This window comes from Myroides odoratimimus (assembly GCF_030326305.1).
Classification (GTDB): Bacteria; Bacteroidota; Bacteroidia; order Flavobacteriales; family Flavobacteriaceae; genus Flavobacterium; species Flavobacterium odoratimimum_A.
In genome coordinates, this window is the sequence record NZ_JACAKB010000036.1 from 1 (window position 1) to 26,675 (window position 26,675).

At 34.6% G+C, this 26,675-nt stretch carries 19 protein-coding genes, 1 pseudogene and 1 CRISPR repeat array; of the genes and pseudogenes, 5 read left to right on the forward strand and 15 right to left on the reverse strand.

Annotation, left to right across the window (positions count from 1 at the left end; translation table 11 throughout):
- Positions 1 to 84 precede the first annotated feature (84 nt).
- Positions 85 to 854: direct repeats of the CRISPR family, unit length 50 nt; unit sequence GTTGTGTGATTACACAGTAAATTTACAATAATTTGAAAGCAATTCACAAC.
- A gap of 339 nt (positions 855 to 1,193) precedes the next feature.
- The 6 genes from HX049_RS16430 to HX049_RS16455 form a co-directional block, all read right to left on the reverse strand.
- Positions 1,194 to 1,928: a toxin-antitoxin system YwqK family antitoxin gene (locus tag HX049_RS16430; RefSeq protein ID WP_286417238.1), complete on the reverse strand. Its 735-nt coding sequence runs from the start codon at positions 1,926 to 1,928 to the stop codon at positions 1,194 to 1,196.
- 307 nt (positions 1,929 to 2,235) lie between these two features.
- Positions 2,236 to 3,795, reverse strand: coding sequence for an NAD(P)/FAD-dependent oxidoreductase (locus tag HX049_RS16435; protein WP_286417241.1), 1,560 nt, complete (start codon positions 3,793 to 3,795; stop codon positions 2,236 to 2,238).
- Positions 3,796 to 4,153: 358 nt separating this feature from the next.
- The gene (locus HX049_RS16440) at positions 4,154 to 5,917 is read right to left on the reverse strand and encodes an ABC transporter ATP-binding protein (RefSeq protein WP_286417243.1); all 1,764 of its coding nucleotides are present in this window, start codon (positions 5,915 to 5,917) and stop codon (positions 4,154 to 4,156) included.
- A gap of 5 nt (positions 5,918 to 5,922) precedes the next feature.
- Positions 5,923 to 7,788 (reverse strand): ABC transporter ATP-binding protein, encoded by a 1,866-nt coding sequence (locus HX049_RS16445; protein ID WP_286417245.1) that lies wholly within the window; start codon positions 7,786 to 7,788, stop codon positions 5,923 to 5,925.
- A gap of 177 nt (positions 7,789 to 7,965) precedes the next feature.
- Positions 7,966 to 9,225, reverse strand: a complete 1,260-nt coding sequence (locus HX049_RS16450) for a hypothetical protein (protein WP_286417248.1) — start codon at positions 9,223 to 9,225, stop codon at positions 7,966 to 7,968.
- Between the two features lie 58 nt (positions 9,226 to 9,283).
- Positions 9,284 to 11,443, reverse strand: a complete 2,160-nt coding sequence (locus HX049_RS16455; protein ID WP_286417251.1) for a TonB-dependent receptor — start codon at positions 11,441 to 11,443, stop codon at positions 9,284 to 9,286.
- A 611-nt stretch (positions 11,444 to 12,054) separates the two neighbouring features.
- Between HX049_RS16455 and HX049_RS16460 the strand changes: the two genes are divergently transcribed.
- Entirely contained in the window at positions 12,055 to 12,900 is an 846-nt protein-coding gene (locus HX049_RS16460) for an aminoglycoside 6-adenylyltransferase (RefSeq protein WP_286417252.1), read from the forward strand.
- A 224-nt stretch (positions 12,901 to 13,124) separates the two neighbouring features.
- Here the strand turns inward: HX049_RS16460 and lpxD are convergent, their stop codons facing one another.
- The gene (lpxD, locus tag HX049_RS16465; protein ID WP_286417254.1) at positions 13,125 to 14,126 is read right to left on the reverse strand and encodes a UDP-3-O-(3-hydroxymyristoyl)glucosamine N-acyltransferase; all 1,002 of its coding nucleotides are present in this window, start codon (positions 14,124 to 14,126) and stop codon (positions 13,125 to 13,127) included.
- 157 nt (positions 14,127 to 14,283) lie between these two features.
- Positions 14,284 to 15,705 (reverse strand): PLP-dependent aminotransferase family protein, encoded by a 1,422-nt coding sequence (locus HX049_RS16470; RefSeq protein WP_286417256.1) that lies wholly within the window; start codon positions 15,703 to 15,705, stop codon positions 14,284 to 14,286.
- A gap of 95 nt (positions 15,706 to 15,800) precedes the next feature.
- Between HX049_RS16470 and HX049_RS16475 the strand changes: the two genes are divergently transcribed.
- On the forward strand, positions 15,801 to 16,691 hold the full coding sequence (locus HX049_RS16475; protein WP_286417257.1) for a DMT family transporter: 891 nt from the start codon (positions 15,801 to 15,803) through the stop codon (positions 16,689 to 16,691).
- Positions 16,692 to 16,967: 276 nt separating this feature from the next.
- Here the strand turns inward: HX049_RS16475 and HX049_RS16480 are convergent, their stop codons facing one another.
- Both HX049_RS16480 and HX049_RS16485 read right to left on the reverse strand, forming a co-directional pair.
- Positions 16,968 to 17,900 (reverse strand): helix-turn-helix domain-containing protein, encoded by a 933-nt coding sequence (locus tag HX049_RS16480; protein WP_286417259.1) that lies wholly within the window; start codon positions 17,898 to 17,900, stop codon positions 16,968 to 16,970.
- A 139-nt stretch (positions 17,901 to 18,039) separates the two neighbouring features.
- Positions 18,040 to 19,014 (reverse strand): helix-turn-helix transcriptional regulator, encoded by a 975-nt coding sequence (locus HX049_RS16485; RefSeq protein ID WP_286417261.1) that lies wholly within the window; start codon positions 19,012 to 19,014, stop codon positions 18,040 to 18,042.
- A gap of 166 nt (positions 19,015 to 19,180) precedes the next feature.
- Here HX049_RS16485 and HX049_RS16490 point away from each other — a divergent pair, with 166 nt between their 5' ends.
- Complete coding sequence (locus tag HX049_RS16490; protein ID WP_286417264.1) at positions 19,181 to 20,326, forward strand: PepSY-associated TM helix domain-containing protein; 1,146 nt, start codon at positions 19,181 to 19,183, stop codon at positions 20,324 to 20,326.
- A gap of 8 nt (positions 20,327 to 20,334) precedes the next feature.
- Complete coding sequence (locus HX049_RS16495; RefSeq protein ID WP_286417267.1) at positions 20,335 to 21,267, forward strand: siderophore ABC transporter substrate-binding protein; 933 nt, start codon at positions 20,335 to 20,337, stop codon at positions 21,265 to 21,267.
- A gap of 107 nt (positions 21,268 to 21,374) precedes the next feature.
- Here HX049_RS16495 and HX049_RS16500 read toward each other — a convergent pair whose 3' ends face one another.
- Together HX049_RS16500 and HX049_RS16505 are read right to left on the reverse strand one after the other, a co-directional pair.
- Entirely contained in the window at positions 21,375 to 21,863 is a 489-nt protein-coding gene (locus HX049_RS16500; protein ID WP_286417270.1) for an ecotin, read from the reverse strand.
- Positions 21,864 to 22,100: 237 nt separating this feature from the next.
- Positions 22,101 to 22,535, reverse strand: a complete 435-nt coding sequence (locus HX049_RS16505; protein WP_006258385.1) for an adenylyltransferase/cytidyltransferase family protein — start codon at positions 22,533 to 22,535, stop codon at positions 22,101 to 22,103.
- A gap of 908 nt (positions 22,536 to 23,443) precedes the next feature.
- On the opposite strand from HX049_RS16505, the gene HX049_RS16510 reads away from it, so the two are divergent.
- Entirely contained in the window at positions 23,444 to 24,901 is a 1,458-nt protein-coding gene (locus HX049_RS16510; protein WP_286417272.1) for a LuxR C-terminal-related transcriptional regulator, read from the forward strand.
- Between the two features lie 44 nt (positions 24,902 to 24,945).
- Here HX049_RS16510 and HX049_RS16515 read toward each other — a convergent pair whose 3' ends face one another.
- From HX049_RS16515 to HX049_RS16525, 3 genes and pseudogenes are all read right to left on the reverse strand, one after another.
- Complete coding sequence (locus HX049_RS16515) at positions 24,946 to 25,827, reverse strand: PepSY-like domain-containing protein (RefSeq protein WP_286417275.1); 882 nt, start codon at positions 25,825 to 25,827, stop codon at positions 24,946 to 24,948.
- A 19-nt stretch (positions 25,828 to 25,846) separates the two neighbouring features.
- Positions 25,847 to 26,296 (reverse strand): PepSY-like domain-containing protein, encoded by a 450-nt coding sequence (locus HX049_RS16520; RefSeq protein WP_286417277.1) that lies wholly within the window; start codon positions 26,294 to 26,296, stop codon positions 25,847 to 25,849.
- A gap of 152 nt (positions 26,297 to 26,448) precedes the next feature.
- Positions 26,449 to 26,675: pseudogene (locus HX049_RS16525) on the reverse strand (IS4 family transposase); the annotation flags it as partial.

Consider the following 26,675-nt stretch of genomic DNA (forward strand, 5'->3'; position numbering starts at 1 on the left):
TGTAGCAGAGAAAAAGTAGCCTAAAACATTATACTTTAAAAATTTAAAAATACTCTAGGTTTATAGGGGTCAAAACAACATCTTGTTGTGTGATTACACAGTAAATTTACAATAATTTGAAAGCAATTCACAACTCTATCCAAGATGTAAACTTATCTACTAAGGTTGTGTGATTACACAGTAAATTTACAATAATTTGAAAGCAATTCACAACTGCGTGCATTTCATTGCGATTGGTCTTCTCGTTGTGTGATTACACAGTAAATTTACAATAATTTGAAAGCAATTCACAACACCCACGAGTGTCATTTTACCATCTTTGTCGTTGTGTGATTACACAGTAAATTTACAATAATTTGAAAGCAATTCACAACATTATCTCTTGGGGCAACTTCTTAGCAATAGTTGTGTGATTACACAGTAAATTTACAATAATTTGAAAGCAATTCACAACATAAAGCGAGCGTTCTTCTCTACAAAGACTGTTGTGTGATTACACAGTAAATTTACAATAATTTGAAAGCAATTCACAACTTTTATTCCATTATACGTAAAATCTGCGTTGTTGTGTGATTACACAGTAAATTTACAATAATTTGAAAGCAATTCACAACCTATATAGTGCGATTAGAAGTTGTCTAAAAGTTGTGTGATTACACAGTAAATTTACAATAATTTGAAAGCAATTCACAACACGTACATAGTTATTTGATTTTAGTTATTAGTTGTGTGATTACACAGTAAATTTACAATAATTTGAAAGCAATTCACAACTTGCTCAATCTTCTTAATCAATAATCTATTGTTGTGTGATTACACAGTAAATTTACAATAATTTGAAAGCAATTCACAACAGGAAGTTGCTCGATGTTAGGCACGTAAATGTTGTGTGATTACACAGTAAACAAATCACTTAATTATCCATCTGTTATGTAAATACCTATCCCTCTTATAATCCATGCTAATCTCCTTTTAAAACAAGTGTTATGTAGAAAAACTTGGCACAAATTTAACAAAGAATGAGCGCTCACTTAGGTTAGTAAGGATTTGATATGTTCTACTTCAATCTTTTGGATACTCTTTGAGGGTAGGTAGAAGCAACAAAAAAAACATTCCTAAGAATGGGTCGTAGCATAATGGGAGTCGTTAAACTATCCATTTATAAATTATCTTATACACTAAGCAGTACTTCACTAATATCGCTTAATATCTCCTACTAGTACATCATATTCATAGTTAGCTTCTCCTATTAATTTTCCCTTCTCATCATACCCCTTTGTCATTCCGTGAAGAGATCCTTCCTTGTAATTAACTTCTGACTTTAGTTGTCCATTCTTATAATACTTCTTAACCACTCCGTCTAATACTCCATTCTTATAATTTGCCTCCATTTGTACTTGTCCATCCTCATAATATCCTTTCGTTATTCCGTTTTCTATTCCATTCTCATAACTTGCTTCTCCAGTAAGTACGCCCTTGTCATCATACCCTTTAAGCTGGCCATGAAGGACACCACCCATATAATATGCTTCAGTAATTAACTGCCCATGCTCTGAATAACTCTTCTTTAATCCCTCTATCTTTCCGTTCTTATAACTAGCTTCAGACACTAAAACTCCCTTTTTACTATACTTCTTAAGCATTCCCTCTAGTTTTCCTCCCTTATAATTAGCTTCCCCTTTTAGTTCACCATCCTCATAATAGCTCTTAGTGATACCTTGTAAGACACCATCCAAATATCTATCTTCTACCTCTAATTGTCCATTCTCATAATAGCTCTTTGCAATACCAGTAAATCGCTTTTCAGAATTGATCTCATAAAGCACTCCACCTCTTTCTTTAAGACTCTTAAAATCGACTTCTTTCTCTTTAGCAGTACAACTCATCACTATAATTGACAGCAATAAACTATATAACACTTTTTTCATACACGCTTAAATTAAACTAATTGGCTCAGTTTATAAAAATACAGCTTTTGTATCTTTACTTACCTGATGTTCCGTAAAACTTAACAAATATAGATAAATCCGACAAAGAACCTCCCTGCTCAAGCAGACAAAAAAAGCCTAACTACTCTCGTAATCAGGCTTGTATATTAAACTTTATGTCTTTAAAAAGGACTATTATTTACTGGAAATCAGATATATGTAATCATCCCTATGATTGCGTGATATACATGCCAAATGTCATAGGCAATACTGTTAACTGTCAACTGATAACCGTTAACCATATTCATTACTGCATGCTCTCGACACACATAATCGCACATTTCTCACCATCGATGGCTGCTGAAACAATACCACCTGCATATCCTGCCCCTTCTCCACATGGATAAAGTCCTTTGATCTGAGGGTGTTCTAAAGTATAATCCTCACGAGGGATACGCACTGGAGAGGATGTTCTACTCTCTGGAGCGTGTAAGATAGCCTCATTCGTGAAATATCCTTTCATCGACTTGCCGAACTCTTGGAATCCCTGTCTCATGATTTGCGTCAAGAAGCCTGGGAATACCTGTCCTAACTCTATAGAAGTCGTACCAGGTAGATAAGACGTCTTAGGGATAGACTCTGACACTTTAGACTGAGAGAAATCTACCATACGCTGTGCAGGTACACGCTGTGTCTCTCCTGCTACCCTATAAGCCTGTTGTTCTATCGATTTTTGAAACTCCATACCTGCTAAGGCTCCGAACTTTTCAAAAGGCTTAAAGTCTTCTAGACGCAACTCTACTACGATACCCGAATTGGCTGTTGCTTGATCGCGTTTAGACGGTGACCATCCATTGGTTACCACTTCTCCTGGTGCTGTAGCACAAGGTGCAATTACTCCACCTGGGCACATACAGAATGAATACATCCCACGACCATTGACCTGCTTCACGATAGAATAAGGTGCTGGAGGAAGAAACTCTCCTCTGTAATCACATGAGTACTGTATCTTGTCTATCAGCGTCTGTGGGTGCTCTGCACGTACTCCTAAAGCAAAAGGCTTTGCTTCTATCAAGACTTTCTTACGGTCTAGTAATTCATAGATATCACGAGCTGAGTGTCCTGTAGCTAAGATTATTTTCTTTGCTTCGATCACATCGCCATTGTGTAGTTTAACTCCTTCTATTTCATTTCCTTTGATCACAAAGTCGACTACTCTTTTCTCAAATAACACTTCTCCACCAAACTCCTCAATCTTAGCACGCATATCCTGCATTATTTTTGGAAGTTTATTCGTTCCGATATGTGGATGTGCTTCTACTAATATGTCTTGTGATGCACCGAAGGCTACTAATAACTCTAATATACGATTGACATCACCACGCTTTTTAGAACGTGTATACAACTTACCATCTGAGTAAGTCCCCGCTCCTCCTTCTCCGAAACAGTAGTTCGAATCCGAATCAACGATATGATCGATATTTATTGCTTTCAAATCACGACGACGACCTCGCACATCTTTTCCTCTTTCGACTACAATAGGTTTTACCCCTAACTCGATTAACTGTAAGGCTGCAAAATAACCCGCAGGTCCTGCTCCTACCACGATAACACGTGGAGCATCCTTTACATTTTTATACTCTGGAAAATCAATATGTCTGTGCACGACATCCTCATCGGCAAAAAAAACAGCAACCTTTAAATTGATCTTTACGGTGCGTTGTCTCGCATCGATAGATCTCTTTAAGATCGTGATATGCTTAATGTCCTTTGGAGAACACTTCACATGGTTTGCAACGTACTGCGTCAATAAATCAGCTGTACCTGCAACTTCAGGAAGAACTTGTAACTGTAATTCTTGTGGCATTTTTTTATAAAGCAAATAAAAATTAAAGGCGCAAAAATAAACTAAAATCACTTAGCTTTTTTTACTATTTTATAGTCATTCAGTATTTTTTTGTCATCCCGTACACAAAATACAGAAAACCATACTAAAAAACTAATTATTAGTTATTTACTACATTAAGACCATACTATTTATTCTGATTATAAAGTAATACCTTCTTATCTCTACCCCCATTAAAACAAAAAAAGCCTGTGATACAATATCACAAGCTTTCACATAAAAAGAACTAAGGAAAAGCGAACTTGGGGTAAGCTTATCAAATGAGTCTACTATCTGTCCTTAGTCCTTCTGATCTATATAATACAATTGCTATTTCTTCTTAAAACAAAGCCTCTATTTGCTTCTCTGCTTCCCATAGGTCACAGTATTTACCTTGTTTTATCATTAAAGCTTCATGTGTTCCCTCCTCTACTATCTGACCTTTTTCTAACACACATATCTTATCCGCGCCTCTGACTGTAGATAACCTATGTGCAATGATAATCACAATCTTCTCTTTCACTAGCTCATCGATAGCACGCTGTACGGCTAGTTCGCTTAAAGAGTCTAGAGAAGACGTTGGTTCATCTAGAATGACTATTGGGCTGTTCTTAAGCAGTGCTCTCGCAATAGAGATACGCTGACGTTCTCCACCTGATAAGGTATTTCCCATATCTCCTATAGATGTGTCATACCCTTTAGGCAATTGACTGATAAAGTCATGACATTGAGCACGCTTAGCCGCGTCTATTATTTCTTCTTGAGTAGCAGTAGGTTTCGCCATACGGATATTGTTACCTATGGTATCATCAAATAAATAAACCTCTTGGAATACCACAGAAATCATACTCAACAAATCGTTTTGACTCAAATTAGCAATATCAACTCCTCCTATACTAATGCTTCCCTTCTGACAATCTGCATAGCGCATAATCATTCTTGCCAGCGTAGTCTTACCCGAACCTGAAGGCCCTACTAAAGCTACAATAGACTTCGGTGCAATAGATAAGTTGATATTAGACAAAGTTTTTTCTTGAGCATCTTCATAATAAAAGTCTATTTCTTTAAACTCTATACCATAAGAGGTAGGTTTCGCTTGAGGTGTCTTTACTTCTAAGACAGGAGCAGTTAACATGGCTGTAATTTGCTTATATCCTGCTTCCATCAGGCTAAATATCATCGTCATCGGTACAAAGCTAGAGATCAACTCTGAAAAGCGAATCACGATAATCATTAAGGCTGTCATGATCATCATATTGCTATCTGCTTTTAGCACAAACAATATTCCCAATCCCAATGATACTAACATCCCTACTTCTAAAGCAGAAGTAATAATCAGGTTAGGAGTACTCCCCTTGCCATGCCCGAAGATTTGCACTTCTCTTACTTTGTCAATGCTTTTATTTAAACGAACTACGATACGCTCTATACCATTACTTGCTTTAAGCACAGGCAACCCTTGAATAAACTCTATAGACTCTGCATTTAGCTCAGAGTGTACTTCATTTAAATAATACATTCCACGATCATAAGCAGGTTTTCTCCAACGGTACAAAGGAATAATCACAGGGAATAAAATCAAGATAACGATCGCAATCTTCCAGTCAAAGAAGAAAGTCATCAGCCCTACTGATATAGGTGTAATCACACCATACATCATCAAACTTGACACTGTAATGGTGTAAGAGATCACCTCATCTACATTATTACTAATCACGGCACTCCACTTTCCAGAGCGTTTATTAGATAAAAATTCTAAAGGCATCTCTCTCAGTTTCTCCCCTTGTCTTTTGCGAAGATCATACTGTGCTTGTGAAGAAAAACCTCCATAGTCATAGTCTTGCCCTACCCATCTACAGATAGCACTAATCACGACGAAGCCTAATGCTATCCAGATATAAAACCATACTTGCTCAGGCTGCCCCTTTCCTATATTCATAAATATAGGGTAAAAGCAAGTATAAGCTGCTCCTTGAAAAACAGAAGACAACAATATCAATATTAAACTCATTCGCAGTCGTCCACCCATCGGACCTGCTGCTTTAATCAGGTTAGATAATATACCGATAAAAGAACTGCTCTTATTTGTTTGTACTTTACTCATCTCTATTACTTATCTGATTTAATATGCCAATTTCTCGCTTGTGTATACGATTGCCACATCGCTTGATATATTCCTTGATTAGCTACTAATTGTTCATGTGTTCCTATCTCGCTAATGCTTCCCTTATCCATCACAATGATCTGATCCGCATTCTTGATTGTCTCTAATCTATGAGCGATCATAATGACTGTTTTGTCCTTCATCAGATTGCGGAAAGCACGCATCAGTAATAGTTCGTTTTCTGTATCTGAGAATGAAGTTACCTCATCCAAGATAAGAATAGGTTTATTTCTCAATATAGCTCTAGCAATCGCTAGACGTTGTTTTTGTCCACCTGAGAAGTTATTTCCTCTTTCTTTTACTAAGGTCTCATACCCATTAGGAAGTTGCATAATAAAATCGTGTATTTGGGCAGCCTTAGCCGCTTCCATTACTTCTTCTAAGGTAGCTTCCTCTGCGCCCATTCTGATATTGTTAGCAATCGTATCAGAGAAGATAAAATTGTCTTGAAACACAAATGATATCGTATCTAATAATACCTCAGGTTTTAATTGGCGAATATCTGTTGCGCCCAGTTTTATCTCTCCATCACTAACATCCCAAAAACGAGGTAACAAACGAGCTACAGTAGACTTTCCTGCTCCTGATGCTCCTGTGATAGCAGTAAAAGTACCTGGTTTCACTGTAAAGCTGATATTATTTAATGCCTTGTCCTCTCTACCAGGGTAAGTAAAAGATACCTTGTCAAACTCAATGGTTGTATCGTTTACCGTAGTTTGTTCTCCTGTAGAAGTTAAAGGTTCTACTTCTAGTAATTCTTCTATACGCTTTGCACTGATTGCAGCTCTAGAGATCACATTAGTCAAACTTCGGTAAGGCAAAATAGACTCTATCATTCCTGTCCCCAGTAATAAAGAGGCTACAAAAGACACAAAGCTCAAAGACCCTTGTTGGAACCAATACGTCCCTAATACAAGTAAAATAATAAATGTAGGTAGCGGGTTTAAAATAAACATGGACAACTTAGCATTCAATCCGTTTTCCTTAAACCACAAAGTGATAATAGATAAATAGCGTTGTAAAGCATTCTCATAACGCACAAATGATTTCTCTCCTCCATCGAATACACGTACTACAGGCATTGCCTGTACATACTCTATCACGGCCACATTAATATCTTCTTTTGCTTTATTAAATTGATGTGTTACTTCTGTCTTATTCTTCATTGCTAATGCTAAGAACCCAAGCCCTACGATAAGAATAGCTAGACAAACTAATGCTACTCTATAATCAAACCAGAATAATGCAACCAAAGTAACTACTGGAAAGGCATACGTACGCACAAATAATGGGGTACTATCTGCCGCAAATCCATGTAATAAACGAACATCCTCATTTAAGATTTTAGTCAATGCTCCTGAACCTGTCTCAGTCAAGAACCCCAATGGCAACTTCGCCAAATGATGACTAATATTCTTACGCAAGATAGCTTCTAAATCAAAAGCAGCGTAATGGGATACGTCAAATGACTTTAGACGTAATACATAACTAACGACTACACATAAGATCATCGCTCCGAATAGATACAACAATTGTGTTGTATTTCCGTGATACAGTGCATTAATTAGGTAACTTAATATTATTAAATTGGCTATTGTCAATAAAGTAGACCCCACAGAAAGAGCCATTGCAAAGTTTAGCTTCTTCTTGACTGGTTTTACAATACGCCATAGCACATTATCTGTTGCCATATTCTTTTTGTTATTTTGTTGTTTTGTTGTTTTGTGAAATCGTTTTTTGTTCTGTTCTCGTTGCAAAGTCTCCCTACTTTGAGCTATCATGCCATCGGTTTCCCATTTCTTGTTTCCCATTTCTTGTTTCCCGTTCCCAGTTTCCCGTTCCCAGTTTCCAGTTTCCAGTTTCCCTGTTTTCCTGTTTTCCGTTTCCCGTTCCCTGTTTCCCATAAACCATAAAAAATAATAGTAGAGAAGAAAACTCCTCTACTATTGCATTCAAACTCTATAAAGAGTTCTAAATAATTAAACTTATTATTTTTCTAATTTCACTAAGCCCCATACTTGACCACCTTTACCGATGTTAAACGCAGGTTTAGCTACATTATCAGATCCTAATACAAAGTATCCGTTGTAATCTTTGTTATTCACTACTCTGAAGTACACTTTACCATCTATTGTAGTAATCGCTTGAGCATCTTGGAATGCATAAGTAGATTGAGGTATACCAGTTACTGCTTTTGGTCCTGCAGCAATATTCTCTTTATCAAAAGCATAGTATGTAAAATTAGGGTTTGGCAAAATATCTGTGTATGAGAATGCTTTATCACTCCATGCAGTATATAATTTACCATCTTTTACCCCTACTGAACCAACTGTAGTATTCTTTACATAATCATCAATCTTAATGATCCAATCTTTATCTATTTCTGTTGCTCCTTTTTTAATTCTAACAATAGCAGAACCGTTATTCGCTCCATTTACTCCGAACCCATGAGAACACATATATAACGCTCCATCATCTCCCATAGTCCACATTTGATTCGCGTTACCACCATATCCTACATAACTGATACGGTTATCTTGAATCGTTTTTTCATATTTACCAGTAGCGATGTCAATCACTGCTAGTTTGATATATCCTGGAGCAGGGTCTTTCATCTGACTACCTTGTCCATCTTTAGTCCCTGTGATGATATCTACATATAATTTTCCATCTTTAGACGCGATAAAGCGAGATCCCACAGCTTGGTACTCTGCTTTTTTATCTTCTACTACAGAAAGGTCTATTTCTCCTGTACGCTGCATTGTAGAAGGATTGAATACTTGTATCTTTAACAATCCTCTTCCTATATCAGCATAATATCCAGTCGTTTTATCATGTACATAAAAGTTAGAAGACATACCTGTGATTCTACCTGTCTCTGATAAAGAACCATCTGCGTTAATAGAATATCTCAAGATACCGTCATCAGGAGAAGAAACGCGTCCTAATTGAAGACGTTGGAATACCCATTCTCCATACGCTTTCATTCCATTCCCTTTTATCTGTAATGACCCCTTATGGATATTGTCTAAATCTCCTTCAGGCATTTTATCATAGTTAGATAAGTATCCTACGAATGGCTGTACTCCTAATGTAGCTGTTAATAGCGCATAAGATGTCTTCGTTTGCTCAACTGGTTTAGTAGGCTCTGAACTTGAGTTATCATCTGATGAACATGATGCAAAAGCAAATAACCCTGCCATTGCTAATGCTCCTATCGTTTTAGTACTAAAAATGCTTTTTTTCATTTTAATAGATTTATTGTGTTTTAATGATAAGTTTCTGTATTTCTAAATTGTTCCTCTCCTAAAGAGACATATTCACTTTAAAATGAAGACTAAATCCTTCATTTTGTATTTTATAATTGTCAAATATTTCACTGTTAAACAAGTTCTTAGCTTCTAAACCGAAAGACAGTTTAGGTGAATAACTCCACACCACTCCTGTAGAATGTAAATTCTGATCAGGGATCACATAGGCCTCTGCGTTAACTTGTGCTTTTCCCCATAATCCTAAGAAACCACTAGGCTCAAATTCTTTAGGAATAAAGTCTAGGTAATAAGCCTTTACAAAACTGTAGTTGTAATAGAACGAGAACTTGTCTCCTGCCTTGAATACATTGTCATGTGAAGTACGCAGACCAAGATTAGCAAAGAAATAAGGTGTATTTCTCAGACGAGACCCCTCATATGTCTTATCTTCTTTATCATATAACCTAAAGTCTTGATACGTCACGTTACCAGACAGTCTCAACCACTTTAATGGAGAATATGCTGCATCTATCTCTACTCCAACTCCTTTTATCTTTTCTATGTTCTCGTAACTACCAAAAATACCCGTGTTTAACAGCATGATCATATCATGTGTTCTTCTGTAGAACACATTGACCTCTGTCATGAAGTTGGTTTGATTATTATAGTTAAATCCTAGATTATAGTTCCAACTCTTTTCTGGTTTTAAAGCAAAATTGGTACGCGTGAATGTTCCATCTCCGAAGAACTCTTCTTGCTCTGGTAGACGTACGGCTACTTCTCCTGAGAATCTAGCATACATACGATCGTTAATCTGATATTTTAACGACTCTGATACACCCCAGTTCCCTTTTGTTTTAGATCTTTTCTGCTCTATCGAAGTGTCTCCATGCGCACTCTCATACCCTTCTGTACGCAAGTAGTAATACTTCGCTGATAAATCATTCGTCAGACGATCATCTAAGGCATATAATCTCCAGTTTAACCCTGTAATCCACTTTTGGAATACTACAGAACGCTGTAGCATATCTATCTTAGAGAAAGGAAATGTCTCTCCGTAAGGGTCAGAACCACGGCGGGTAGAGGTATTGTAAACAGAGTTTAACTCTATAAATCCATTGTCTAATCGATAAGATAGATTAGTACGAGATACGAAGTTATAATAACGTAACTTTTTGATGCTTCCACTAGTAGTCGCTTCTCCATTCTTACTAGGTACTGGAGTAAACTTCCCTCTCCAATCGTAAAACCCTTTAATTGTATCTGTATAACTAGAATGCAGTGTATTGTAGACAAGGAATTGATCTAACTTCAAGTCTTTATCTAAAAAAGCCTTGCGATAGCGAAGTGTTGGCACTACAGAATTCATATTACTCGTCACTCCTCCGAATGGATAGTTCATCGTCATCCCGTAATTGTGCTGTTTATTAATGTAAAAGCTACTTACAGTCAAACGCAACTCATCTGCCCAAGTCTTGTTCTTCACTCCCACAAACCCTTCTACAAATCCATTAGAGAAACGGTTGTGAAACAGTTTGTGTTTTTCTCTACTTACCTGTGCCGTTTCTGGATCAGTGTAAGGCACATTGACCTTATAATTGTTATCAGAGTAATTAATAAAAGCATTTACTCCTCCAAATAAGCCTGTCTTTTTATCTTGAAAATAAGCGTTTACGGTACCTCTGTGGGTGTTATAAGAACCTATCTGATAAGATACATCTACAGATTGATTACTTTCAGGTTCTTTCGTTACGATATTAACTGCTCCTCCTAGTGCATCTGCCCCTAAGGCTACAGGTACCACCCCTTTATAGATCTCAATGCGATCAATCATCGTAGGCGGTACAATAGAATAACTAAAGGCATTCCCTAAATAATCCATCGGAACCCCATCCTTAAAATACTTTATCGCCTTTCCTTCAAAACCGTTTAGCATCAAATTAGTAGCATTACCTAATCCCCCTGTTTGTCTCACTCGTACACCTACTGTTCTGTTCATCAGCTCGATCACACTAGATGGCTGTTGTTTCATCGCTTTTACATCAAGTACAGTAGCACGTATAGGTTGACGACTTTCTTTTTCGGCTTTAGTCTCTCTCTGAATAATCACTTCATTTAACCCTGTATTTTGTAAAGTATCTTGTTGTGCAAAAACAGATTTAGAATTAAATGATAAAACAGCGATTAAGGATAAAGTAAGGTATGGTATTTTCATCTTGATCTCTCTTATAGAATAGCTCTGTGGAAGACTATCTCTCTTATTGATAGGGCAAAAGTAGGCATCACTTTGCCTGAGTACTGACGCTAAAAGGAATATAAAAGACGTAAGAAGGAGTATTATTTAGATTCATTAAAAAGGAAGACAGTACTTCATTTACTTTAGAACTCAGTATTAGAAGTCGTTGACTTATCCCCCTGATGCCCTATATATAGCTATGATGATATACTTATCATAATTTGATCCCATAGTGATCGCATAAAAAGCGAGCAAAAATATGCAAGCAGTATGCCATCACTATGCGATAACTATGCGACCACTGCCGTTTTTGAAGAGTAAGAACGAGGAGTAACTATCTTCAATTAGAGCTACACACAGGCATTTATTACCTCCTAGTACCTCTTCCTAATGTAGAACTTTCTCCATAATGATTATGCAGATCAAGTGAAATATACGCCCTTATCTATAGATTTTTTTAGTTGCTGAGTAATAGCATTGTATTTGAGTGGCAATGCTAGACTATTAAAAAACTTTATTCTACTCCTAAAAACACCACTGTGAATCATTTTAATTTAATTATCTTGCTTATTCGTCTTAAAAACATCTATATGGCTTCACCCTTACAAACAGAGATCCTTCAATTAGCCAAACAAGATGACCGCATTAAAGCTGTTATTCTCAATGGTTCAAGGGCTAACCCGATGGTTACTCCTGATCAGTACCAAGATTATGATATCATCTATATGGTGACTGATATAGAAAATATCAAGAAAGAAGGTATTGTCTACAAAACCTTTGGACAGCCAGCAATACAACAGTTACCTGATGATATGCACTTAGGTAACGAAGAGGATCTTCCTTCTGTTTCGTATGCTTACTTAATGATCTATGAAGACGGTAGTAGATTAGACCTTATCCTATTCCCAGTAGATCAATTAGAGCAATATAAAAAGGACAGTCTCTCTATCGTATGGCTAGACAAAGATGGAATATTTAAAGACATACCTAAGTCTTCTGATATTGACTATCATGTACAACGCCCTACTCAACGGGAGTTTACAGAAGTGTGTAATGAGTTTTGGTGGTGTTCTACTAATGTCGCTAAGGGATTAGCTAGAGAGGAAAGAGTATATGCAAAAGATATGATGGAGTCTGTCGTCCGTCCTTTGTTCTTACAGTTACTAGCTTGGAAAATAGGGAGTGAACACCATTTTAACGTTTCTATAGGCAAATCAGGTAAATTCATTAAAAACTACTTAAGCGATGAAGACTACAATAAGGTATTAAGAACCTATAGCAATGCTAATATTCAAAATACATGGGAAGCCTTTCACACCATGACTACTTTCTTTCAAGAACTACAAATAGAACTAGGTAAACGACTTGTCCTAAAAGTAAATGTAGAAGAAGCTACGAATGCCTTACAGTATATCAATAGAATCTATCAAGATTAATAAATGAATCATCACAAATAGAGGTATATAAAAAAAGCGACTAACTTCCATCAGTTAGTCGCCTATAGATTATTATTAAACCTAAATACTGCAAAACCATTCTACTTCATAGCTTTTTCATTAGCTCTAAAACCATACTAGTGTATACTTTTGTCACTAATTCAGACCTATTTTGTGTAATTACTTTTCGTTTATATGTCTATTGCATATTTTGGGTTAAAAGATTAGTTCTTTGTTCTATTGGTTACCAATTGCTTTAGTGCAGCCCATTGTCTCAAGGTTGTTTTTGCTTCTTGAGCAGGGTATCCTAATACTGTCTTACCTGCTTCTACATCTCCAGTCACTCCTGATCCAGCTCCTACTACAGCACCTTGTCCGATAGTAACGTGATCTTTAATAGAAGCACTACCTCCAATCACCACAAAGTCTTTTAGTGTAACTGAACCTGCTAAACCACTATTACCAGCCATAATACAGAATTTCCCTAACTCACAATTATGTCCTATCTGAACAAGATTGTCAATCTTACAACCATCTCCAATAATAGTAGCGCTAAACTTTCCTCTATCTACACATGAGTTGGCTCCTATTTCAACATAATTACCAATAACTACATTACCGATCTGAGGTATCTTCACTAACCCTAACTCAGGAGAAGGACAGAAACCAAAACCATCAGCACCAATCACTGCGTTAGGATGTAAAATACAATTATGTCCGATATGACTGCGCTCACGCACAATAACACCAGACCACAATATCGTATTATCACCAATCGTACTGTCATCTAATACAGTGACATTAGGATACATCTTTACATTTTTTCCAATTACTACATTCTCGCCGATTACACAACCAGCTGCTATTCTAGCTCCTTCACCTATCACTGCTGTACTATCTATCGTGGCATTAGGGTGAATATCTTCTTTAAAAACAGGCATCTTAGGCGCAAATAGTGTAAGTAACTTCGCTAATGCTAAATCAACATCATCTACTTTAATAAACGCTCTATCTATACCTGGTAGAATAGAAATATCTTTATTTACAATAGCAATAGGGGCTTTTGATTCCCCCCATAAGCGTTCGTATTTTTTATTACCTATAAATGAGACTTGACATTCTTTTGCTTTTTCCAACTGCTCAGCTGTACTAATCTGTCTTAATGTACTTCCTACAACAACGCCATTTAAAACATCGTTCAATTCAGTTAAAGAGTATAATTTCATAATTGCGAAATAAAGTTTTTGAGTTTTATTTAATTAAAACGAATAAAATCAAAAAATATTGCAACACAAAACGATATTTATTTATTTTAACAAACAATTACATGTGTTTATATTCAAAAAAATAAAATCACTTAAATTATAAAACTAGAAAATCTTTTTATTTCCTCAATAATTGTTTACTCAACTCTCCTACTCTTTTAAGTTTAGCTTCAACATTCTCTGACCAAGGCAGGCCTATGCACAGTCGGATACAGTTCTCGAATTGTTCTTGTACCGTAAACATTCTACCTGGGGCTATACTAATGCCCTCCGCAATAGCTAAGTCATATAAATCCATCGCCTCAATAGAAGGGTCAAACTCAATCCATAGTGATAATCCACCTTGAGGACGATTAACCTTAGTACCCAATGGAAAACTAGTAATAATAGTATTCAAATATTTCTGATAATTGCTATAGATCTCTTTTCTAAGTTTTCGCAGGTGCTTATCATAATTGCCTGAGCGCATAAAGCTAGCTACAGCTTCTTGCATTAAAGGAGGCGTAGAGATTAGATGTACTAACTTTTGATGCATGATCTTATTCTTATACTTACCAGGAGACACCCACCCTACGCGATATCCAGGAGTCAAAGTCTTAGATACAGAACTACACCAGATCACATTACCTGTCTTATCAAAAGCTTTACAACATTTAGGACGGTGATTACCAAAGTACATATCACCATAGACATCATCCTCTATCAAAGGGATATCGTGTTTCTCTAAGAGTTCTACTATTTCCTTCTTGTTCTCATCGGGCATACAGCTTCCTAATGGGGTATTATAATTAGAGATCAATAGACACATATCGATATGCTCTACTGCATCTCTAAGAGACTGCGCATCAATACCTGATACAGGATCTGTGGGTAACTCAATCACCTTAAATCCTAAATCAATAGCTAGCTGAAAGATACCTGGATAACAAGGGCTTTCTATTGCAATGGTATCTCCAGGCTTGCCCAATGCTAATAAACACAGCGAAATAGCGCTCATACTCCCATTAGTCGTAATAATATCTTCTTCTTTAAGACTACCTCCCCAAGTGATAGAACGCTGTGCGATCATTCTCCTCAAATTAAGATTGCCCTGTACAGAATCATATTCTACCCCTCCATCTACTAATGATCTAGAGGCTGCTATAATCTCTTTCTTCATTTTGGCCAAAGGCAAAAACTCATCATATAATGTACTATACGAGAACAAAGTCAGCTTTCTATTTCCCATATTAGAATATACCTTGCGAATAATCTCCTTAGGCTCCTTATTATTTGCTAAAAAGATAGGATTACTCGGCTGAGGCAAAGGAATATCTGTATAGGATAGATTACTTACAAAATAGCCTGACTGAGGCTTAGACTCTATTAATGCCTGTGTTTCTAGTTCTAAATACACTCGTTTGGCTGTATTCATACTAATTTGATGTTCTGTGCACAACATTCTTACAGAAGGAAGTCTGTCTCCTTCTCTTAGTACGCCTGCTCTAATCTGACTAGCAATAGCATCTGCTATATTCAAATACAAATAATTCTGTTCCATAACAATCTTAACTGTGTCCTTCCAAAATTACAAAATTGATACTGTACTACATGCTAATACAGTATATTTTTGTTAAAAAATAAAACATCAAGAAAATGAAACAAACTAGTGTAATTGATTCAACACAACAAACTTCAACAAGTGGTTGGATCAATGGATTCATAGGAGTACTTCTATTCAGTGGTTCTATGCCTGCTACTAAAGTAGCTGTACTAGAATTAGACCCAATATTCGTAACAGCTGCTAGAGCAGGTATTGCTGGTATATTAGCACTGTTATGTCTACTTATCTTTAAAGAAAAAAGACCTACTAAAAAACAGTTATTGCCTTTATTTATAGTCGCTATAGGCGGGGTTATTGGATTTCCTTTATTATCCGCATTAGCGTTACAATATATCACCTCAGCACATTCACTAGTATTCTTAGGTACCTTACCGATGTGTACTGCTGTATTTGCAGTATGGAGAGGTGGAGAAAAACCAAAGTCTATCTTCTGGTTATTCTCTATACTTGGATGTCTATTAGTAGTGGGATTTGCCTTTATGCAAGGAGTTACAAGTTCCCCTATAGGAGATATATTAATGCTTATCGCTATCTTATTATGTGGACTAAGTTATGCTGAAGGAGCTAAACTATCTAAATCTCTTGGCGGATGGCAAGTTATCTCTTGGGCAGTTGTATTATCTCTTCCCGTATCTATACCGATTATGCTGATCACAGCTCCTGAAGTACCTTCTCTAATAAGCAAAGAAGCATGGATAGGAGTGTCATATCTAGGAATATTTAGTATGTTTGTGGGGTTCGTATTCTGGTATAAAGGATTAGCACAAGGAGGTATTGCCTCTGTGGGACAACTACAGTTATTACAGCCTTTCTTTGGTCTAGCACTTGCAGCAAGTCTTTTAAACGAACACGTAAGCACAGCTATGATTGCAGTAACTGTAGGCGTTATTCTATGCGTAGCTGGAAGTAAAAAATTCGGTTAGTAACCCCAATTACTAGCTACTTTGAACAGTGTAGAACAATACTAAAAGCAATCACCTTACTTTTGATATTTCCTCCTTCTGCACTGTTTATTTTTAGCTAAAAAGGGATTGGCTCTTGATTCGTAAACCCAGAATCGTATTCGCCCGATACTACGAATAAATTCTACTTTACATCTCTGAATTTATGAAAAAACCATACTATAGTATGCTTTTTTCATAAATTCAGAGATGTTTTGTATAATTTACTCTCGTTAATAGGTCTATCGGGATTCTGGGTTAAAACTGGACAAAATTACCACTCTTTACATCTTTAGGTAATTCATTAAACTTGCGCTTAAAAGCAGCTGTAAAATGGGTTGGGTTCTTATACCCTACTTGTTGAGCGATATCTGCTATAGACAAATCTTGTTCTATCAATAACTTCTGTCCTAGCTCCATACGTTCATCATAGAGATGATTAAAAATGGTAGTAGAGAACAGTTCTTTAAACCCTCTTTTTAGTTTAAACTCATTGATTCCTGCTAATCTAGAAAGCTCTCTTAAAGAATATGGATTCTGAAGATTATTACTCACTAACTCTCTGACATAATATAGTTTATCAACATCACTCCTCGTCAGTGAACCACTTACCATCTCATATTTATAATCTCCACTATATTTAATCACTAAAAGAAGAAGCTCTACAATCTTGGTCTCCATATAAATCTTCTTCATCATACCATCATAAGAATTATTGACTAAGTCATACAGTAACTTCTTCATCTCTGGAACAATCATTAAGTTAGAAGAAAAAGTACTTTCTCTCTCACTGTACAAAGACTTGCCAAAGTCTCCTAACAGCTCTAGATCTCCATTAAATACACGCTCTAAATAAGGTAACGTTAGTTCTATACCTATAGCACTGTAATTTTCTTCAACAGGATTAAAAGCAAGAGAACCATCGATATAAGGCAGATGAAAAAAACTAAAACGTCCTGTAGAAGTATTGACGCATTGTTTTTTATTGGATTGATAAAAATGTTCTCCTTGAAACAAAAAGAAAAGCTCAATGTGCTTCTGGTCCCTTAGTACTTCTTTTTGTTGTCTAGTCTTATGCTGTAAAGAGACGTGATCGATATGTAACTCTTCCATATCTAACAACTGTATATTCCCTTTTATGCCATGACTAGCATACCGTTCTCCTACATTTATCAATGTCTCTTTAACCATGATACCAAACTAAAGAATTATTACTATTCTAATAATTGAAAGTGACAAAGGTACTTAAAAAGACCTCCTAATTTAAATTAACTCTAAATAATAATTTCTTTTTAATATTTAATTAGCACAAGGTCTTATTTCTTCACTCTTATTTTCGGTGAATTAAAGTACTCGGAGGAACGCCATATTTCTTCTTAAATGCAATAGCAAAATGCTGAGGATACTCATAGTGAAGTAATTCAGCAACTTTATTGACTGAGAATTTCTGTGAAGACAATAACTGATATGCATGCTCAAAACGCAAATCTCTTACATATCTAATCAAAGAAGACTCATAGTATTTTTTAAAATACTTCTTCAGTTTATACTCATTGATATAGAATCTCTGGCTTAACATAGAGAATGTAATGTCTTGCAAAAAGTGATTATCTATCCAAGTTTTAATATGTAGTAGCTTATCCGCATCATTCATAGACTTGATCTCTTCTATCGGAGCCACCTGTCTCTCTAAAGACTCTTGGACACTTAACAGTAAAAGTTCTATTACCTTAGTCTCTAAATAAACTAGTTTCAAATCTGGATGAACCTCACTCTGTAAAATATTCAATAATAACTGATGTATCTCTACTGGGATTGTTTTTGCTTTTGCAAATAGTGTAGTCGTCTTTCCTTGTTTAACTAAATTTAAAAAAGAAGCCAAAGCAGGTATTTTAGTTTCTACCAGTTGTGCAAAATAGTCTTCATCAAAAAGAACCTCTACTACCTTTCTATTTGTTTTATACTTCAAGTGTCCATTTACACGAGGTACATAAAGCAAATTAAAGCAATCCTGTGGAACCTCTATCGTTTCTCTTGGAGTAGAATAACAGGAATACCCCTCTAACTCTAACATGAGCTTGAACGTACTCTTTTCGTTAATAACAGCGACATCTACAGGAGTAGGTACACTCCACTCTCCATAAGAGATAATAAAATAGGGATGATCAATAAACTTCTGTTTAATAGGAATACCTTTAAAGGTAAACTGCCCATATCTCTCTTTGTACTGTTCACCACTCCCCCACTCAATGCGGTTTGGAATATTCTTTAATACCTCTTGATATTGCTGATATAAAAGACTCATAACTCGTAGATTTATTAATACTTTTTGCGTAGATGATGAGGCAAATTTACTACTATTTTCGCATCACAACAATTTGAATTAAATCTAAATAACTTTTAAACAACATAGTTATAGCCGTTTTACTTTATAGGTAACTCCCCACTATCACTATAAGTCTACTTATCTCATGAAGAAAAAAGGTAAATCAACTTTCTCCAAAATCATTGCTTGGTTACATTTATGGCCTAGCATTGTGGCTGGTATTATATTGGTATTCGTCTCTCTTACAGGCACTATCATTGTATATGGAGATGAAATCATGCAGTGGTCTGCAGGAAAAGAAGCTCGCTATGTAGAGCCTAAAGGAACTCCACTAAAAATAAATGAGATTACAGCCTTACACAAAGAGAAATTCCCTAGTCATAGCTTTTCCTATATTGTAGTAGATAAAGATCCTTCTAAAAGCTGGGTTATTAACTCAGTTGATTTAAAAGATCGAAAGCTAAGTTTTATCTATATTAACCCATATACAGGAGAAGTACTAAAACAAGATCATTCAATCAGTTTCTTCTATGTTATGGCACAACTTCACTCTAATCTTTTAATGGGTAAAACGGGAGGTTGGATAGTAGCAATCTCTACTATTATATTTGTCTTAAGTACCTTGACTGGGTTAGTCCTTTGGTGGCCTAAAAAATGGACAAAAGCGACTAGAGATAGTAGTTTTAAGATTAAATGGAAAGCTAAGTTTAAACGTCTAAATTATGACCTACACAATGTATTTGGTTTCTATAGTGCTATTATTTGCTTTCTACTTGGAATGACGGGTTTACTTATCTTCTTCAGTCCTTTAATGAAAGGAACTGTAAGTCTATTCGGAGGAGATGGTAAAATGTGGTTCTATACCTTACAAGACTATCCTAGAGACCATGAAGCGACTAAAGATTTAGCCTATTATGATACGAATGTTCTAATCCAAAAAGCATTTGACCTACACCCAGATAAAACAATCATCAGAATCTGGACCTATAATTATGACAATGTAAGTATATATCCATTCTTTTTAGGTACTAACGCTGGTCTAAAAAGTGAAGAAGGAAAAGAAGCTATTTACTTTGACAAATTTACTGGAGAAATGGTGAATAATAGCAAAGAACAAAAGATCTACGATAAAGTAGACAACTTAGTTTGGCAGATACATATGGGGCAATGGTGGGGACAGCTAGGTAAGTTCTCAACGTTTATAGCTGGTATTATTGCAACTAGTCTTCCTATCACAGGATTCTTAGTGTGGTGGGGACGCCGAAACAAAAAATCAAAATCTAAAAAATAGTAATCGTTATGAGAAAGCAATTAATAACTTTTGCTTTACTAGCCTTAACCATCACAGGCTGTAAAGAAAGTCAAAAAGAAACAGAAGCTTCTAATTTTATAGAAATAGAAAACAATGAAACAACGGTACAAGTACCTATACAACCCAAAACTGTAGCAGTCTTAGAAAGAGGTATTATGGAGAATATGAACGAATTGCAAATTCCGTTTCAGGGAATGGCAAAAGAGTTCACTCCTAAGTATTTATCGCATCTTGAAAAGGATAAGAGTATCGTAGATGTAGGTGCAGTATTTAAACCAAACTTTGACGCTGTTGCTAATCTAAGTCCTGATCTTGTATTTATGGATAACGCCTTCCCAGCAGATTATGATGAAATGATAAAAATAGCGCCTACCTTAATGTTAGGTATCCCTAATAAAGGAGATAACTATCTAAAGTATATACAGGACAATATTCTTCTACTTGGCAAAATATATCAAGTCAAATCAAAAGCAGAAGCCTTATCAAAAGATTTAGATACTCGTTTAAGCGATTTAAAAGCTCTTATTGCTAAAAGTGAAGCTAAAGCAATGGTGATCATCCACTCGGAAGGAAACTTCCGCTTATTCGACGAGAATACGCGTTATGGATTTATATTTAAAGACTTCGGTGTAAGAAGTGCAACCAATATTACCACAGAGATTGCTAATAATCATGGACAAATGATTAATAGTGAGTTTATCTTAGAACACAATCCTGATATCTTATTTATTATAGATAGAGATGCCATTGTACAAAATACAAATAAGCCAACTCATATCACTAATGCACTACTGGAAAAAGTAAATGCCTATAAGCAGAATAAAGTTATCTATCTAGATCCAGATGCTTGGTTCTTATCAGGTTCTGGAGCTACTTCATTTAAGATCTTCTTAGAAGATATTGCTAAAGGTTATAATTAACACCACCATAATAATTCTACAAAGAAAGCCTCTTAAATTACTTAAGAGGCTTTATTCTTATGAACCATTATTAAAAGATAAGGAAGACTCATCTCCTACTAGTTGGTTTATTTTTTTCTTCTTACTTCACTTGCTTTGTATTCGTCACCGTCTGTAGTGTAAATTTTGAATCTTACTTCATATTCTTCTGGAACGTATACTACGATAGGTAATTTACCATTATAACGTGTTAAATGAGGTTGTCCACTTACAAATAAGTTTCTCTTAGCTGCATCAGGGCATCCCATCATCGTAGAAACCACATCTCCTTTTGTTGTGAATACAAAATAGCTATATCCCCAACCTTGAAGATCTTTCTCTTCTAATGTCCCCGTTAAGTTAAAATGATTACATCCGTCTACCTCCATCATTTTACCTACTGTAAACTCGATCTTCTTACTATCATCTTTAGAAGAGTGCGGTACTTCAATTACTACTTGCTTATATCCTTTCTCTGGAGCAGGGAAAATAGATACATCTGTTCTTGTGATTGTCTGTGCCATAGTTACAGTCATTAAACCAAAAAATACAACGATTAAACTTAAAACTTTTTTCATTTCTTTTTCTTTTTAATTAACAACTCTTATTTCATATAGAAATAAAAATTATTGTCGTTATTAGTTAGTAGCAAATTACAAAAAAAACACAAACTAATCTGTTAAATATTATATTATTTATAGTTAAATCTACAAACAGCTTAATTTAAATCAATGCCAAGGTAAAAGATACCCAACAATAAAAAAGCACAACTGATTATTCAATTGTGCTTCATATATCTCATACTAAAGATAGTTCTATCCTATCTTCACTAATTTACTATTCTCTTTTTCTGCAACTTCTTTTCTCAATAAGCTACTAGAAAAACGGTGATCACGACTATTAAAGTAAAGCTCTATTCCTTTCTCTTCACAATATTTACGTCCTGTAAAATTCTTGTCTTGATACTCATCTCCTAAAATACGAACGTCAATTTTAAATGATCTTAAGATATCTTCTAAATCTTGTTCTGTAGCATAAGGTACAATCTCATCAACAAACTTACATCCCTTAAGTTGAATATATCTTTCTACTACTGATTGAGTTGGTTTGTTTTTTTCAGGTCTATCTAAAGTAGGATCAGTCTGTAATCCTACAATTAAAAAGTCACATTGACGTTTTGCATCTTCTAACATCTTCACGTGCCCAGCGTGTAATAAGTCAAATGCGCTAAAAGTTATTCCAATTTTCATACTTCTTCTTTTTTGCCTAGTTTATAAATAGTAATAAAACAATTTATTAACCATTTATAAACTAGATTATATCTTATATCTTTTTTTATTTCCCTAAATTAGGATACAAATTTACTAATTATATTCTCTTTATGTTAAATGAAGATTAAAAAACATCAAATATCTCGAATATAAAACCAGATAAATATTATTTTATTTATAGAAAATAGTTCTAACATTATAAAAATGATAGAATCACGAAATATTTAATGTAGTATATTATTCATATAGTGTACCTTTTTTCTACATAATACCACAATTAATTTTGATTCTCCGCTTACAAAGATAAATACTCCTACCTCTTTTTAAATAAGGAATTCCGTAAAACAGCGATATTTTTTAGGGAAGGGGAATATAGGTAGAATATCGACTAAGTAATCACATAAAAACAACTCCTTTACTTAGAAAGTTTCCTCTACAATGAGTAACCAATATACCTTCTTACTAAAGACGGGAAAAAAGACTGCAGCACAAATTCTTAGGGAAAAAAATTGAATGTGCTGCAGGTGGGGAAAATACAATTGCTCAGAAAAAATTCTTTACAAAATACTCTACACTGAGCTAGCTAAATGTAAAGCTTTCCGAATTAAAAATTTGTTGTTTTGAATAACAAATATAGGAAAAGCTTCTAATAATTGCTTCATACTAAAGTACCAAATTACCTATAAAAAAAAACAACTTAACATGTTAATAACAAACAACATAACACAGTACTAGTACTAAAGTACCATATCTTTTTTTTATGAAAAAAAAGATATTATGATCATTTTAATCAAAAAAACACACACTTTGCCATAAAACTTCAAGGTGTGAACTTTAATTATTAAAAAACAACTATTTTTGCCTCTTAAATCACTGACTAACAAAACATGAATGCCTTACACAGTCGTAAAAACAAGAGTATATTACAGATATTACTAGTTTTACTACTACTCACACCTACGACTTATTGTTTAAGCCAAACTAACAATGAGCAATTTAATTTTACAATAAACCAATTAGAATTCGAGGCACTAGATCATGACTCAACTACACAACATTCTAAGGATAAAGAAGGAAACACTTGGTTAAAAATAACCATCCCTCAAAATTTATTAAACAAGCCGCTTATATTACAGTTTCCTACCATTCACGTAAATAATTATAATATTTATGCAAAACAAAAAGGTCAATGGGAAAAAACAAGTATAAATACTGACTTAGAAGGTGGAAAAATAAGTCCTCAATATCAAGAGAACCATTTTATCACTGATTATGAGATAATCTATTTTAAATCGAAATCTTCCTATGTTCATTATGGGAATTTTATACTTGTGGAGCGTGCAGAGTATAGAAGTATTATGCTTAATACAATGATCAAAATAGAGATTTTTTATAGCTTATTTTTACTTTCTATAGCGCTAACCTTTGGTTTATACTCACTATTTAAAGAAAAAGTTATCCTTATTTATTGTATATATATCGTATCAGTCTTTATTACCTATTTAGTAGAAGATGGGGTACTCTATTTTTTATATAACAAGCAATGTAATGAGTTACTGATATTGGCAATATCTATACCTATTAGTTGTCTTATTTTCTCATTATTTATATACTACTTTTTAGATATACAGAGATTACCTACAAAACTGAAATACTTCTATTCCCTTCAAGTGTTATTATACATTGTATTAGGGACTTTACTTTATCAAACAAATAACTCACTGTATTTCATCATCATAGTATGTAGTACACTAGTGTCCACGATAATCACTTTAGCACTTGTCTTAAAGTATTATAAAGAGGATATGTCTGTCCGTTTTATTACCTATTCATTTAGTGTAATCGCACTGACTTCAATGACATATTATCTTTCCATATTTCCTGGTAACTACTATCTTTCATTTGTAGACAAGGATAAGATACGTATCATCTATAGTATAGCATTTACTCTGGCAAGTTATTCCTTATGGATCAAAGCAAAGAAGCTTAAAGCGGATCATGAGTCTCTTAAAAATGAATTAGAATCCCTTAAGGCTAATCAATTACAAAAAGCACACAAGGATTTAGAACATAGAGAAAAAAACGCAAATAATCATACAGAAAAAAGCCCTTTAAAAGAACAATCTCTTCAAGAGCTCTTAAGAGAGAAATACCTCTGTACAGATCGAGAAATAGACGTTATTATAGGGATATGGAATGGTTTGTCTAATCAAGAAATTGCAGAAAAACTATCTATATCTCTTAGTACAACCAAACACCATGTTAGCAATGCCTATACAAAGCTAGACGTAAAATCTAGAAGTCAGGCATTACTTTTAAAAGAGAGCTTACTTTCTGAAAAATAAAAAAGAGCTGCCTCAGGGTAGCTCTTTCTGTATTACTGTATCAATTAGTTATCTATTCGTAAGAAATTTCCTTCTTGATCAAATACTAACTCTATTTCTTGTATTCCGTTTACTAATTCTACTTGATAAATATTGTGCTCTTTCTCTATACTTTCAATATGGAATTTATTATAGTTCTTAACGATATAAGTATTCATTGCTTCAGGGATTACCGTAGATGGAATTACTACATTTCTCTTCGCTTCTATCTCTTTCCACTCACCTGTAGCAGTAAATTCTACCTTTACACCATTCGCTAAATATACTTTATACTCATCTCCTGCTCTATCTAGCTCTTTCTTCACTAAAACAAGCTCTACTCCTGTAAAGTGAGCTTTTAGGAAGTCTTGTACTTTCTGTGGTAAATCAGTACCTGAGATTAACTCCTCATCTCTATCTAGATCTAAGTCAATACCTACAAACTCTTGTTTAGTATTAAAAATCAACTCTAAACCTGAGCTAAGCTTTACTTCATATCCTCTTTTCATATCTCTATCTATCTCAGTAATAAAGATCCCTTTATAATTCTTAACTATATAGTCATAGATATGAGCTACTTCACTCTTTAAAAACTCAACTGGTATAGCAGAGTCATCCTCCATTTCTACTTCTGTCCAATTTCCAGCCTTATCAAAATCTATTTCTACTCTATTGTCTAACTGAGTAGCATATAGAGAACCATAATAATTAGGAGTAGTTACTTTAGTAGCATGTCTAAGAGACGAATTTGGAAATACTGTCTTTAAAAAGCTCTTAGAATTAGCTGGTAATTGCTCTTCAGTGATTTTTTCTACTTTGTGCTCTTTTCCATTATCATCACTACTACATGCTGTAAAACCTAGCGCTACTGCTAACATTAAAGCTAATGCAATTTTTCTTTTCTTCATTTCTTTTTCTTTTTATTATTTATTGATCTATTCTTTTAAATTTCCCATCTTTTGAAAACTCTAATTCTACTCCATTACTTAATTTCACTTCATATTTTCGAGTTTCTTTTTCTATTTTAGTAATCGTCTCTCCTTTATAATGATCCGCTACATAAGTCACTATTGGAGCAAGAATAAAGCCTGTAGGTAATGTAGTGGTGTTTCCATCTACTTCATCCCATTCACCAGATTTATCAAATTCTACCTCTACATTATCTGTAAATATCACTTTATATGACACAGATAAGAAATCTGTATCTTTCTCTACCTTACTCACTTCTTTATCTTTAAAGTAAGTATCTATAAAACTACTTGCTTTCTGAGGTAATTCACTCTTAGTGATGATTACATCTTTCGCTAATGTCGATTGTGAAGCTAATAAAGCTATTGACATAAATAGTCCTGCAAATAATGTTTTTAAACTTTTCATAGTAATTCTCTTTTTCGTTTTACAAGACAAACTTAGGAACACAATCTGGAAAGAATTGGGAATAATCACATTTTAAAAAGAAATATAACTAATTCAAATAAAGAAAGGGACAGCCCTTATGGATTGTCCCTTTTAAATCTTATAATAACTTTCTAAGTACACGACAAAAAACTAAAGCAATTGATATTTAAAGGGTTGTGTCTATTTTTAGAGAGTAATAATCTTGATAAGTAGTCAAGTCCAAGTTTAAATACACTAATCAGCCTATTGCCATGATTCTTGATTGTGATAGGTTTTATAGTGTCAATATAGTCTCCAATCTTATAGCACCATACAAAAGCAATCATCACTAACATGAGTAGTTTTTCAATTCTATCTA

What these genes read in the sequence shown, in the direction of transcription:
- HX049_RS16430 (WP_286417238.1), bottom strand. Translation starts at nt 1,928, where the DNA reads ATGAAAAAAGTGTTATATAGTTTATTGCTGTCAATTATAGTGATGAGT.
- HX049_RS16435 (WP_286417241.1), bottom strand. Translation starts at nt 3,795, where the DNA reads ATGCCACAAGAATTACAGTTACAAGTTCTTCCTGAAGTTGCAGGTACA.
- HX049_RS16440 (WP_286417243.1), bottom strand. Translation starts at nt 5,917, where the DNA reads ATGAGTAAAGTACAAACAAATAAGAGCAGTTCTTTTATCGGTATATTA.
- HX049_RS16445 (WP_286417245.1), bottom strand. Translation starts at nt 7,788, where the DNA reads ATGGGAAACAAGAAATGGGAAACCGATGGCATGATAGCTCAAAGTAGG.
- HX049_RS16450 (WP_286417248.1), bottom strand. Translation starts at nt 9,225, where the DNA reads ATGAAAAAAAGCATTTTTAGTACTAAAACGATAGGAGCATTAGCAATG.
- HX049_RS16455 (WP_286417251.1), bottom strand. Translation starts at nt 11,443, where the DNA reads ATGAAAATACCATACCTTACTTTATCCTTAATCGCTGTTTTATCATTT.
- HX049_RS16460 (WP_286417252.1), top strand. Translation starts at nt 12,055, where the DNA reads ATGGCTTCACCCTTACAAACAGAGATCCTTCAATTAGCCAAACAAGAT.
- lpxD (WP_286417254.1), bottom strand. Translation starts at nt 14,126, where the DNA reads ATGAAATTATACTCTTTAACTGAATTGAACGATGTTTTAAATGGCGTT.
- HX049_RS16470 (WP_286417256.1), bottom strand. Translation starts at nt 15,705, where the DNA reads ATGGAACAGAATTATTTGTATTTGAATATAGCAGATGCTATTGCTAGT.
- HX049_RS16475 (WP_286417257.1), top strand. Translation starts at nt 15,801, where the DNA reads ATGAAACAAACTAGTGTAATTGATTCAACACAACAAACTTCAACAAGT.
- HX049_RS16480 (WP_286417259.1), bottom strand. Translation starts at nt 17,900, where the DNA reads ATGGTTAAAGAGACATTGATAAATGTAGGAGAACGGTATGCTAGTCAT.
- HX049_RS16485 (WP_286417261.1), bottom strand. Translation starts at nt 19,014, where the DNA reads ATGAGTCTTTTATATCAGCAATATCAAGAGGTATTAAAGAATATTCCA.
- HX049_RS16490 (WP_286417264.1), top strand. Translation starts at nt 19,181, where the DNA reads ATGAAGAAAAAAGGTAAATCAACTTTCTCCAAAATCATTGCTTGGTTA.
- HX049_RS16495 (WP_286417267.1), top strand. Translation starts at nt 20,335, where the DNA reads ATGAGAAAGCAATTAATAACTTTTGCTTTACTAGCCTTAACCATCACA.
- HX049_RS16500 (WP_286417270.1), bottom strand. Translation starts at nt 21,863, where the DNA reads ATGAAAAAAGTTTTAAGTTTAATCGTTGTATTTTTTGGTTTAATGACT.
- HX049_RS16505 (WP_006258385.1), bottom strand. Translation starts at nt 22,535, where the DNA reads ATGAAAATTGGAATAACTTTTAGCGCATTTGACTTATTACACGCTGGG.
- HX049_RS16510 (WP_286417272.1), top strand. Translation starts at nt 23,444, where the DNA reads ATGAATGCCTTACACAGTCGTAAAAACAAGAGTATATTACAGATATTA.
- HX049_RS16515 (WP_286417275.1), bottom strand. Translation starts at nt 25,827, where the DNA reads ATGAAGAAAAGAAAAATTGCATTAGCTTTAATGTTAGCAGTAGCGCTA.
- HX049_RS16520 (WP_286417277.1), bottom strand. Translation starts at nt 26,296, where the DNA reads ATGAAAAGTTTAAAAACATTATTTGCAGGACTATTTATGTCAATAGCT.